The sequence below is a fragment of the Nocardia alni genome (genome assembly GCF_019038435.1).
In the GTDB taxonomy this organism is placed as follows: Bacteria; Actinomycetota; Actinomycetes; order Mycobacteriales; family Mycobacteriaceae; genus Nocardia; species Nocardia alni.
The window spans coordinates 1-12,064 of the sequence record NZ_JAGPOX010000216.1; the positions used below are offsets into that span (position 1 = coordinate 1).

Here is a 12,064-nt window from a genome sequence, read left to right on the forward strand (position 1 = left end):
GGCGGGTGTGCACCGCTTGCGGAGCGCCGGGGTGATCGCGGATCTGCGTTGTCCCCAACCGGTTTCGGGTGCGATGGACGGGATCGCCGACCGGATCTGGACTCCCGGTTCGGATCTCGTGATCGCGGTCGACGGGGAGGGGGCGCGGCATATCGTCGAGATCGCGCCCGCATACGCCGAAGATGAACGGCCGGAACAGGGTTCGCCCCGGACCGATGGTCCGCGCCGTGGCGATCGACGCCGTGATGAGCAGCGCGGCGGCGCCGGGCGTGTCGATGATCGACGCGATACCGCAGGGCGTCGGGGTGCTCCCGGCAGGGCGGGCGCGGCCGGATCTGGCGGTCGGGCGGGCGCTGAGCGGGGGGAGCGCGACCGTCCGGGTCGCGGGGTTCGCGGCGACGATCGCGGGGATCGGCGCGGTGCGGCGGCTCGGCGGGCCGCGGCACACGCGCCGCGCACGGAACGCGTGATCGAGGGCAGCGGGCGGGCCGTGGAGTATGTGGCCGGGCGTCGGTGGGAGGTGTCGGCGACGGGGTTCTGGCAGGCGCATCGCGGTGCGGCGCAATGGTATTCGGATATCGTCGCCGAGTGGGCCGATCCGTCGCCCGGCGATCGGGCCTGGGATCTGTATTGCGGTGCGGGCGTTTTCGCCGGGCGGCTGGCCGAGGCCGTCGGCCCGACCGGCGCGGTGCACGGGGTCGAATCCTCGGGCGGAGCGGTCACCGACGGTATCGCGGTCCTTCGGGACATGCCGTGGGTGATGCTGTCCGCGCAGCGGGTGGAGCGCTGGATCGAGCGATCCGCCGGCGCCGCACCGGATGTCGTGGTCCTGGATCCGCCGCGCGCCGGTGCGGGCAAGGCGGTGCTCACCCCGCTGACCGCCGCCGCGCCCGCCCGCATCGTGCACATCGGTTGCGACCCGGCCGCATTCGCCCGCGATATCGGCCTGTACCGCGCGTGCGGCTACATACCGACCCGTCTGCGTGCGTTCGACGCCTTCCCGGGCACCCACCACGTCGAATGTCTGGCCCTGCTCGAGCCCATAGGGCACTGATATGGTGCGGGTCACTATGCGCTATCTCACTGTTACGGTGTGTCGCCGGGCGGGTCGTCGTTCCCGTCATCGGTCGGCGATCGGGCTCCGTAGACTGTTTCGAGACAGATGAGCCATGCGGAGTTGGGAGCGATAGCTGTGGGAGTCCTTTCCCGAGTCGACAACCCAGAGGACCTGCGCCGGCTGACGGCCTCGGAGCTGGATGAACTGGCGCAGGAGATCCGCGATTTCCTGGTTCACAAGGTCGCCGCCACCGGCGGGCACCTGGGGCCGAACCTGGGCGTGGTGGAGTTGACGATCGCGCTGCACCGGATCTTCGATTCCCCGGCCGATCCGATCATCTTCGACACCGGCCACCAGGCCTACGTGCACAAGATGCTCACCGGCCGCAAGGGCGAGTTCGACAGGCTGCGCAAACAGGGCGGCCTGTCCGGATATCCGAGCCGCGCCGAGAGCGCGCACGACTGGGTGGAGTCCTCGCACGCCTCGGCGTCGCTGTCCTACGCCGACGGCCTGGCCAAGGCGTTCGCACTCACCAAGCAGCGCCGTCACGTGGTCGCCGTCGTCGGCGACGGCGCGCTCACCGGCGGCATGTGCTGGGAGGCGTTGAACAATATCGCCGCCGCGCCGGACCGTTCGGTGATCATCGTCGTCAACGACAACGGGCGGTCGTATTCGCCCACGATCGGCGGCCTGGCCGACCGGCTCGGCGCGCTGCGCATGCAGCCCGCCTACGAGCAGGCCCTGGACGCGACCAAGCGGTTCGTGCAGGGGATCCCGCGGGTCGGCGGCTCGGCGTATTCGATGCTGCACGCGCTCAAGGCCGGGATCAAGGACGCGGTGGCGCCGCAGGAGCTGTTCAGCGACCTGGGCCTGAAGTATCTGGGCCCGGTCGACGGCCACGACACCCTCGCCCTGGAGTCCGCGCTGCGCCGCGCCAAGGATTTCGGCGGGCCGGTCGTGGTGCACGTGGTGACGCAGAAGGGTCGCGGCTACCGGCACGCCGAGGACCACGAGGCCGACCAGATGCATTCCATCGGCGCCATCGACCCGGAGACCGGCCGGCCCACCGGCGGTAAGACGGTCGGCTGGACCTCGGTGTTCTCCGAGGAGTTGATCCGCCACGGCGAGCAGCGCGACGATATCGTCGCGGTCACCGCCGCGATGCCGGGGCCGACCGGGCTCACGCCGTTCGGCGAGCGTTTCCCGGACCGGATGTTCGATGTCGGCATCGCCGAGCAGCACGCGCTCACCTCGTCGGCGGGTATGGCGCTGGGTGGTCTGCACCCGGTGGTGGCGGTCTACTCGACGTTCCTGAACCGCGCCTTCGACCAGTTGCTCATGGATGTGTCGCTGCTCAAGCTGCCTGTGACGCTGGTACTGGACCGCGCCGGGATCACCGGCGAGGACGGCGCCAGCCACAACGGCATGTGGGATCTGTCACTGCTGGGCATCGTGCCGGGCATCCGGGTGGCCGCGCCGCGCGATGCCTCGACGCTGCGGGAGGAGCTGGCCGAGGCGCTCGCCACCGGCGACGGGCCGACGGCCCTGCGGTTCCCGAAGGGCGCTGTCGCCGAGGATGTCTCGGCGGTGGAGCGGCTCGACGGCGTCGATGTGCTTCGCCTGCCCGAGGGCGCGTCGGTACAGACGGTGCGCGGTGACGTCCTGCTGGTCGCGGTGGGCCCGTTCGCCCGCACCGCGCTGGCGGCGTCGGATCTGCTCGAGTCCGACGGTCTCTCGGTGACAGTGGTGGATCCGCGCTGGGTGCTGCCGGTATCGGATGCCATCGTGAAGCTCGCCGAGAACTACCGCCTGGTGGTGACCCTGGAAGACAGCGGCGTGCACGGCGGCATCGGCTGCACGCTGTCGGCACGTCTGCGCGCGGCCGGACTGGACGTCCCGACCCGGGATCTCGGTGTCCCGCAGCACTTCCTGGACCACGCATCGCGTGCGCAGATCCACGACGAGCTGGCCCTGACCGCGGAGGGCGTGGCCCGGCAGATCCGCGCCTGGCTGGCGCACAACTCCTGACGCCGGTGGCTGGGGCTGACTTCTGTACCGAAATGGCGGGAGGACGAGCGACCCGAGGCCGCTCGCCCATCGCACCGCAGAGTCATCAGTTGAGGTAACCGGGTAGCGGACGCCTACGGTCGCTTACGGCCGAGTTGTTCATGGGCGGCCACGAACTGACCTGCGGCGATCGCCGATATCGTGGAAATGTCCAGTGCGAGACAGAATCCGGTGACGATCTCGGCGAGCCGACGGGCCTTTCCCGCCCCGGCACAGCCGAGCGCTTGGAGGAATGCCTGCTGCTGCGGTAGTCCGGTGCCGCCGCCGACGGTCGCGACGAGCAGGCTCGGGACGGTCAGGGTGATCAGCAGATCGTCGCCCTCGAATCGGCTCGAGATCATCGCGGTCCCCGATTCGAAGACGCTGGCCGCATCCTGACCGGTGGCGATGAACATCGCCGCCATCACATTGGCCGCGTCGACATCGGAACCCAGTGCACCGCTGTGCCAGGCCGCGTCGGCGAACACCCCGATCGTGCGATTCAACGTCTCGGGGGTGGTCTTGAGGACATTCAGGATGACATCGCGGGTCAACGACGTCTCGGCCACCACCCGGTACCCGCGGCCGCCGCTGGTGCTCAGGTGTGCGGCCTTCTTGTCGTTGGCCATATTCGCTTCGATGATGAACCATTGGATTCTCACGCCCGGCAGTTCGTCGATGTGGTCGAGGATCCACTGGCACGCGTTCCAGGTCGTCGCCGATGTCATGTTCTGGCCGGTGGCATCGCCGGTTTCGTAGCAGAACCGCACGTGCACGTCCCGCCCGATCTGGACGGCCTCGACCTCGACCAGCATGGCATGCCGCGAAGCCTCGCGGACCCGTGCGGCCAGCTGCTCCCGCTGCCGGGGCACCCACTCCGCGAACTGTGCGGCCTCGGCGATCGAATCGAACCCGAATCCGGGCACCCGGGTCATCCGCTGCCGCAGCACCCGGGTCACCACTCCGCCCGAATCGCTCATGGCGCGAGCGCCGCGGGCGGTCGATGCCAGTACCGCGCCCTCGACGGTGGCCATCGGTGCGATGATCGGTCCTCGCGCGTGCTCACCGGCGAACAGCAGGGGACCGGCCAGCCCCACCGGGACGTCGATGGTGCCGACGAAGTTCTCGATATTTCCGCGCACCAGCTCCGCTGATACGCCGGGTTCGCGCAGGGCGGTCAACGATGCCCCGGTCGCGTCCCGGTACCACGCGAGCCGCGCCGCCCGCGCTTGTTCTGTGTATTCCCCCAGCCCCGGCATCTTTATGACTTCGGATGTTTCGTCGACTTCCGGCCTGACCAACATTGTGTGCTCCAGGTGACAGGTCACATGCTCGCGATGGGCATGCTGTTCAACAAGATCCGGCATGGAGCGTATCCGCCGCCGCGGGTGACCGCTGGGCAATCTTGGCGCAATGTAACGGAAACTGTTGTGTCACAGTTACTTTCCGCAGCGTTGTTCGAACGCTGATGTACTGGAGCGTTGGACCGGCGGAATGGCGGCGATCGCGGGCCGGCGTTCGATGTGCCGGATTCATTCTAGAACCAGTTACAGTTTGGGAAATCCGTCACCGGTAGGAGTTGTCGCATGTCGTTCGTGCTCGTCGAGAAACCGCGTCCGCAGATCGCGCTGGTCACGCTGAACCGGCCCGAGCGAATGAATGCCATGGCGTTCGATGTGATGATCCCGCTGCGGGAGACGCTCGAGGCGGTGGCCGCCGATAACGAGGTGCGGGCGGTCGTGCTGACCGGGGCCGGGCACGGTTTCTGCTCGGGTGCGGACCTGCAGCACGCCGGGAAGGTGCCCGGGGTCGCGGGGCTGACCAAGACCAACATCGCGCGGCGGTCGATGGAGCTGCTCAACAATGTGATGCTCACCATCCGGCGCATGCATCAGCCGGTGATCTCGGCGATCAACGGCGCGGCCATCGGTGGCGGATTCTGTCTGGCCATCGGCACCGACATCCGCATCGCCTCGCAGGATGCCTACTTCCGCGCGGCGGGTATCAACAACGGCCTGACCTCGGCCGAACTCGGCATCAGCTATCTGCTTCCGCGGGCGATCGGCACCACCCGCGCCTACGAGATCATGCTGACCGGTCGCGATGTGGACGCCGCGGAGGCCGAGCGCATCGGCATCGTCTCGCGCGTCGTCCCCGGCGAGAAGCTACTCGAGACCGCCTACGACACCGCCGAGCAGATCATCCGGTGGAGCCGTGTGGGCGCCGAACTCACCAAGCGCATGCTGTGGAGCGGACTGGAGGCCGGAAGCTTCGAATCGCATATGCAGCATGAGGGCACCGCACAGCTGTATGTGCGCCTGACCACGGAGAATTTCGACGAGGCGATCCGCGCCCGGCGGGACCGGCGGCCACCGGTCTACGAGGACTGACGCTGTCCTAGTCGGACTGGACGGGGTCGGAGGCGGGCTGGGCGGCAGCGTGGTCGAACAGCGCCGAGGCTAGTGGGCCGGTGGCGAGTTCGCGCTGCCAGGGGCGAGCGCCGCCGGCGGCGAGGAATCCGTCGATCGCCCGGGCCGGATCGTCCAGCGTTGCGCCGGAACGGAATTCGGGGAGTCCATCCCAGCATAATCGGCGCAGCAGATCCGGGGTGAGCAGGTTCTCCACCGGCACCGCGTAGCGGGTCGACAGCTCGCTCATCGCTGCCCGTGCGGCGGTCAGGCGGGCCGCCGCGGCGGCGTCGCGACGCTCCCAGCGGTTCACCGGGGGCGGCCCGTCGAACGGCTGGGTCAGCGTGGGGAGTTCCGAGTCCGGAAGGGCGCGTGCGCGTTCCACCGCGCCGAGCCAGTCCCGCGAATGCCGGCGCTGGCGCGGGCCGCCGAAAATCGGCAGTTCCCGCAGCGCCGCAATGGATTTCGGGTCGGCGGTCGCGGCGGACACGATCGCCGAATCCGGCAGGATGCGGGCCGGGGCCACATCCCGGGTGCGGGCCAAATGGTCGCGGGTGGACCATAATTCGCGCACCACGGCGAGCTGCCGGGTGCGCCGCAGGGTATGGATGCCCGAGGTGCGCCGCCACCGATCGGGTTTGGGGGCGGCCGGTTCCGCGGTGCGTACATGCTCGAATTCCTGTGCGGCCCAGTCGGTTTTGCCCTGCTCGGCGAGTATGGCCGCGACCGAGTCGCGCAGCTCCACCAGCAGCTCCACGTCCAAGGCGGCATAGTTCAGCCAGTCGTCGGGCAACGGGCGGGTCGACCAGTCCGCGGCGCCGTGTCCCTTGCGCAGCTCCCGGCCCAGCAGTTTCTCCACCATCGCGGCCAGGCCCACCCGTTCGAATCCGGCCAGCCGCCCGCCCAGTTCGGTGTCGAACAGCCGTGCCGGGGTGAGGCCCAGCTCGGCCAGGCCGGGCAGGTCCTGATCGGCCGAATGCAGCACCCATTCCAGATCGTTGATCGCCTCCGCCAGCGGGGCCAGCGCGTCGGCCACCGGGATCGGATCGATCAGCACGGTGCCGGAACCCTCGCGGCGCAGCTGGATCAGATAGGCGCGGTTGGAGTAGCGGAAACCCGAGGCGCGTTCGGCGTCGACTGCCAGCGGGCCGGTGCCCGCGGCCAGGCGGGCGGCGGCCTCGGCGACGGCCGCGGCGGTATCCGAGACCGGGGGCACACCCTCGGCCGGCGCGAGCAGGGGGACGGCGGCGCTGTCCTCGGTCGCTCCCGGTGTTTTCTCGGACTTGTCGGCAACGGGCATAGAAGAGAACTTTACGGTGCGGTCAGAACTGGTCGTCGGCAATCTGCGGACGCGGCCGCAAATGAGTGATACCCGCGGGGGGCAAACCGGCCGCGTAGGCCAGTACTTCGCAGAAAGCCTCCACGTGCGGTTCGAGTTCGGTCGACTCCACCGTCCACGAGGCCCGCAATTCCAGCTGATAAGCGCGCGGCGGTCCGGCGATATCGCCATAACGGACCGAACTGGTAGATGTGACCGTGCCACCCAGCGCGGTGAACGGCTCGCCCCGCGATTCCAGGGCGTCGACCAGCCAGCTCCACGCGACCTCCGGTAACAGCGGATCACCGGCGAGCGCGCCGTCGATATCGGCCTGGATATAGGCCACGAGCCGGAACACCCCGTGCCACGCCTCTTGGCCGTTCGGATCATGTAGCAGGATCAACCGGCCGAACGCGTCGTCATCGGAGTCGACCGGAATCACGTTCGTGTCCGGGTGTTTGACCTCGGCGCCGATGGCGTATGAATACGGTGCCAGGCGCTGCGGCGGCCGGATCGGCGCAAGTTCGATCCGGGGGTGCACGGATGCCTTGCCCATCGCATCGACCGCGGCGCGAAATCGGGCGGGTTCGCCCTCCGGGGTCGGTGCGGCGCCGTCGCGGATGTCGAGCGGTGTCACGAATGCGAACCTATCTCCGAACCTCGCCTCTAACTCGGAGGCGCGCGGTAGCTCGCGGTATCTATTTTGTGGGAACGCCATCCTGCGTATGCCCGGCGTGCGGTCGGGGCGACGGGGCGGTGGAGTTCGGGCCGTCGCTTACGATGACCGTGATGAGCACTCCAATTCGACGTCGACTGTCCGATGCGCCGTTCCTCGCCGCCGCTACCGGGGCGAGTCCGAACAGGCGGCCGGTCTGGTTCATGCGGCAGGCCGGGCGGTCGCTGCCCGAATATCGAGAACTGCGGGCAGGGGTCGGGATGCTCGAGTCCTGTTTCGATCCCGAGCTGGTGTGCGAGATCACGCTGCAGCCGGTTCGGCGGCACGGGGTGGATGCGGCGATTCTGTTCTCCGACATCGTCGTTCCGCTCAAGGCGGCCGGAATCGATCTGGACATCGTTGCCGGGGTCGGACCCGTCATCGCACATCCGGTGCGCACGGTCCAGGATGTGCGGGCACTGCCGCGGCTGCGGCACGAGGAGGTCGGCGCGATCGCCGAAGGGGTGCGGCTGCTGGTCGGTGAGCTCGGTGACACGCCGTTGATCGGCTTCGCCGGCGCGCCGTTCACACTCGCGTCCTACCTGGTGGAGGGCGGGCCCAGTCGCAATCACGAGCGCACCAAGGCGATGATGCTCGGCGCCCCGGATACCTGGCATGCGCTGATGGGCGCGCTCACCGATATCGCCGTCGAATTCCTGCGCGCGCAGCTGACCGCCGGGGTCGACGCGATCCAGCTGTTCGATTCGTGGGCGGGCGCGCTGTCGCTCGCGCAGTACCGGGAGTTCGTGCTACCGCATTCCGAGCGGGTGTTCGCCGAGATCGGTGACGGCGTGCCGCGCATCCACTTCGGGGTCGGCACGGGTGAGCTGCTCGGCGCGATGGGCGAGGCCGGCGCCGATGTGGTCGGCGTCGACTGGCGGGTGCCGCTCACCGACGCGGTGCGGCGCGTCGGTCCCGGAAAGACGTTGCAGGGCAACCTGGATCCGGCCACCCTGTTCGCCGGTCCGCAGGTCGTCGAGCGTGAGGTGCGCCGAATCGCCCGGGAGGCCGACGAGGCCATCGCCCTGGGTGCGGCGGGCCATATCTTCAATCTCGGCCACGGCGTGCTCCCCGACACCGACCCGGGCGTCATCACCGCCACCGTCGAGCTGATCCACAGTCTGCCCTCGCCGCTGTAGGACTACCAGACGCCCGCCTCCCGCAGGTCCCATGTCAGGGAGATGTCGGGCCTGGTCCGAAGTACGCGCGGTTCGGGGATAATTGCCCCGGAACCCCGGCCGCGACCTGTCGCACCCGGAGCGCGATGCGCGCTCGATGGTCGGGTACTCCACGGTTCGCAGCCGATGGAGTCGGATGTTTTCGCGTTCGCGGTGAACAGCGTGATGCAGACCTCGCCTGCCAGTGGTCGATAACGAACAACACCGTTGTCGTGTCGCGCATCAGGCGGAAGGCATGCAGTCCGTGCGGCCCGCCCATCTCGTCGAACGTGGGCATCGGTGTGTCCTCGAGCTGTGTGATCGGATCGGCGAGGTCGGGACATTCCGCCGGCGGTGGATAGCTGGACGGCCTCGCCATGGTCGGCGTTGGTGGGGTGATCGGCCGGGGTATGTACGAGCCGGTGAGTCGTTTCGTGGTCGGTGTGCGAACGGGTCGGTTTGTCGTGGGTGTGTTCTCAGACCGGGTGGGTCGAGGTTCCACTTACGGTGGATAGCGGTCTGGTCTCGTCGTGGTCGGCGTAGGCGGCTGGATCGGCCGGCAAGTGGCCCAGCCGGTGTGTGAACGCGGTGGTCTGTCGTGGGTGTGTTCTCGGGCAGTGGGCTCAGACCGGTGAAGTGGAGGTGTTCCACTTGCGGTGGATAGTGGTCAGGCATCGCTGTGGCCATCGTGGGCGGGTAGCTCGGCCCGGAAGTGTCGAACCGAGCTATCGAGTAGTTTCGTGGTGGGCGCGTGAACGATCGGTGGCTGCTCACGGCCGGTGCGTCGGTACGGGTTTGAATGCGGCGGTGTGACGAGGAGCGTGGTTGATGCGGGTCGCGGTGGTCGGCGCGGGGATCAGTGGGCTGGTCGCGGCCTATCGGCTGCGGGTGGCGCTCGGATCCGAGCTCGAGCTGGTGCTGGTGGACAGGCGCGAGCGGGTGGGCGGGGTGCTGTACACCGGTGAGCTCGCGGGGCAGCCGATGGATCTGGGGGCCGAGGCGTTCGTGGGGCGGCGGCCCGAAATTCCCGCGCTGCTGCGGGAACTGGGTCTCGAGGATCAGCTGGTACATCCGGCCGGACGGCGGCCGCTGATCTGGTCGGGCGGGGCGGCGCATCCGATGCCCGAGGGCACGCTGATGGGCATTCCGGCGCGGGCGGATTCGGTGGCCGGGCTGGTCGACGAGGCGACTCTGACGCGCATCCGGGATGAGCCGACTCGGCCGCTGGAGTGGACGCCCGGTGCGGACGTGTCGGTCGCCGAGCTGGTGGGAGAGCGGTTCGGTGAGCAGGTGGTCGCGCGCAGCGTGGACCCGCTGCTCGGCGGAGTGTATGCGGGGCTGGCGAATTCGATCGGTGTGCGTTCGGCCCTGCCGACCCTGGCCGCCGCCCTCGACGCGGGCGCGCCGAATCTGACCGAGGCGGTCGGGCGGGCGCTACCGCCACCATCCACCGCACCGGTCTTCGGCGGCATCCGAGACGGATACCGGGTGCTGCTGGACGCCTTATTCGCCGCCGCCACACCCGAGTTCTTCACCGGCACACCGGTCACCGACTTGTCCCGCACCGCCCACGGCTGGCTGCTCGAGCCGATCGGCACGGTCGACGCGGTAATCCTGGCCACCCCGGCCCCCGTCACCGCCGCCCTGCTGCGAACCGTCGCACCGGAGGCCGCACACGTGGCCGCCGGGATCGACCTGTCCTCCTCGGCCGTGGTCGCCTTGGCGCTCCCGCGGGACACCCCACTACCGGACAACTCTGGAATCCTCGTCGCCACCGGAGAATCCCTGCGCGCCAAGGCATTCACCCTGTCCAGCCGCAAATGGCCACACCTGGCCGACCGCGACGTAGCGATCCTACGAGCCTCCTTCGGCCGCTTCGGCGACACCACCCCCCTGACCTGGTCCGACGAGGACCTGACGGCCGTCACCATCGAAGACCTCGCCACCGTCACCGGCGTCGAAACGCGCCCCGTCGACACCCTGGTCCAACGCTGGCCCGACGGCCTCCCGCAATACGCCCCTGACCACGCCACCCGAGTATCCACGATCGAATCCTCGGTAGTTGCCCTTCCTGGTGTGGCCGTAACGGGCGCCTACCTCCACGGCGTAGGCGTCCCCGCCTGCTCCGCCTCCGCCACAGCCGCGGCCACCCGAATCCTCACACACCTGAGCTGACGGAATGGACGGCCTTCAACCGACCGACCACCGACCATCCCGTCAGTCGCCGAAGATCTCGTCCACCGTCTTCCCTGTCATCGCGGCATCGAGCCAGGCGAAGACCTGCTCCATACTGGTAGCGGACTCGACGCGTTCGCGCACGGGCTCGTCGACGGTGTAGCCCAAACGAGGCAGCGTTGGTAACGTCCGGACGGTGGTCAGTCCGTGAACACCATTTCCAGGGATTCAGCGGTCAATACGCGGTCGGACCATCGCTCGATTTGCTCCGTGTCGGAGGTGTTCACGACGCGTTCGCGAATGGTGTCGGGGATAGTGAATCCGCGAGCGGCCAGTAAACGCAGCAGTATGCGTGCTTCGCCTTCGGCTATGAATTTGTCGAAGAACTCCATGCGGGGCCAAGTGATTGCCATCAGGTCCTCCAGAGCACGTCGGGCCGCAGGCGAGGCGGCGAAGTAGACAAGTCGAGTGTAGGTGGAGCGGCGTTCGGGATCGAGGTCGGCGAAGGTGCGCATGACCGCACGGCGCGTGGCGTCGGAGTCCAGGTCCAGAGTATGTGCGATGGCCGCGAGCACGGTCAATTCCGGGGCGACGGCGGCATTGGCGGGATCGGTGGGGTCGGGGATGGTATCGGGGCCGATCACGAAGGGACGTAGATCGTATCCGGGATGACCGGTGCGGATGACTGTGGCGCAGGCGCGGGCCGTCGCACGGTCCCGGGCGATGATGATCAGCACGACGTCGCAATCGTTTTCCGATTGCGCCAGGCCGACATAGGCGGCCCAGGCACGGCGTTTGGCTCGGGTGGGTGGCCGCGACTGTGATTCGGTGATCACGGCCAGTTTGTGCTGCCGATTGTGCAGGATCGTCAGGGCGTCGGCGCGCAATTCGGTGGGGAGGCAGGCGGTCAGGTCGCCATCGGTTGGGGTGGCGACGAGGTCGGGTGGTACCTCGATTCCGGTGGCCGCGAGCAATACCGCGGCGAGTGAAGGGTTGAGGCGCAGGAGCTCCAACGACGCCTCGTGGGGTATGGACGGCATGTCGTGAAGATTGGCACGGGGTACCGACAGGTACCTAATGACAGACCGCATCCGCACCCTTTACTACCAAACGCACTCTTTTCCGTTGAACCGCAACCATTTTCGGGTCGGCGAGGGGGTCGATTACGGTAAGGGGGGAGGGCCGTGC

Annotated in this window: 10 protein-coding genes; 5 read left to right on the forward strand and 5 right to left on the reverse strand. The window is 68.5% G+C overall.

Translation table 11 applies throughout. The features are described 5' to 3' along the window. On the forward strand, positions 1-1,054 hold a 1,054-nt coding region (locus tag JZ791_RS41460; RefSeq protein ID WP_216903037.1), incomplete at its 5' end, for a class I SAM-dependent RNA methyltransferase. Between the two features lie 138 nt (positions 1,055-1,192). Next, the gene (gene dxs / locus JZ791_RS41465; RefSeq protein WP_216903039.1) at positions 1,193-3,085 is read left to right on the forward strand and encodes a 1-deoxy-D-xylulose-5-phosphate synthase; all 1,893 of its coding nucleotides are present in this window, start codon (positions 1,193-1,195) and stop codon (positions 3,083-3,085) included. Positions 3,086-3,198: 113 nt separating this feature from the next. Here dxs and JZ791_RS41470 read toward each other — a convergent pair whose 3' ends face one another. Continuing rightward, entirely contained in the window at positions 3,199-4,407 is a 1,209-nt protein-coding gene (locus JZ791_RS41470) for a hydroxymethylglutaryl-CoA reductase (protein WP_216903041.1), read from the reverse strand. A 282-nt stretch (positions 4,408-4,689) separates the two neighbouring features. On the opposite strand from JZ791_RS41470, the gene JZ791_RS41475 reads away from it, so the two are divergent. Beyond that, positions 4,690-5,493: an enoyl-CoA hydratase gene (locus JZ791_RS41475; protein ID WP_216903043.1), complete on the forward strand. Its 804-nt coding sequence runs from the start codon at positions 4,690-4,692 to the stop codon at positions 5,491-5,493. A 7-nt stretch (positions 5,494-5,500) separates the two neighbouring features. Here the strand turns inward: JZ791_RS41475 and JZ791_RS41480 are convergent, their stop codons facing one another. Next, positions 5,501-6,811, reverse strand: a complete 1,311-nt coding sequence (locus JZ791_RS41480) for a ribonuclease D (RefSeq protein ID WP_216903045.1) — start codon at positions 6,809-6,811, stop codon at positions 5,501-5,503. 22 nt (positions 6,812-6,833) lie between these two features. Further along, on the reverse strand, positions 6,834-7,466 hold the full coding sequence (locus tag JZ791_RS41485; protein WP_308163444.1) for a DUF3000 domain-containing protein: 633 nt from the start codon (positions 7,464-7,466) through the stop codon (positions 6,834-6,836). Between the two features lie 143 nt (positions 7,467-7,609). Here JZ791_RS41485 and hemE point away from each other — a divergent pair, with 143 nt between their 5' ends. Both hemE and JZ791_RS41495 read left to right on the forward strand, forming a co-directional pair. Then, on the forward strand, positions 7,610-8,683 hold the full coding sequence (hemE, locus tag JZ791_RS41490) for a uroporphyrinogen decarboxylase (protein WP_216903049.1): 1,074 nt from the start codon (positions 7,610-7,612) through the stop codon (positions 8,681-8,683). A gap of 846 nt (positions 8,684-9,529) precedes the next feature. Further along, positions 9,530-10,876 carry a protoporphyrinogen oxidase gene (locus JZ791_RS41495; RefSeq protein ID WP_216903051.1) on the forward strand — a complete coding sequence of 449 codons (1,347 nt, stop codon included), beginning with the start codon at positions 9,530-9,532 and terminating at the stop codon, positions 10,874-10,876. Positions 10,877-10,918: 42 nt separating this feature from the next. Here JZ791_RS41495 and JZ791_RS46245 read toward each other — a convergent pair whose 3' ends face one another. Next, positions 10,919-11,044: a hypothetical protein gene (locus JZ791_RS46245; protein ID WP_256462064.1), complete on the reverse strand. Its 126-nt coding sequence runs from the start codon at positions 11,042-11,044 to the stop codon at positions 10,919-10,921. A gap of 32 nt (positions 11,045-11,076) precedes the next feature. Next, positions 11,077-11,916 (reverse strand): hypothetical protein, encoded by an 840-nt coding sequence (locus tag JZ791_RS41500; protein ID WP_216903053.1) that lies wholly within the window; start codon positions 11,914-11,916, stop codon positions 11,077-11,079. Between the last annotated feature and the right edge of the window lie 148 nt (positions 11,917-12,064).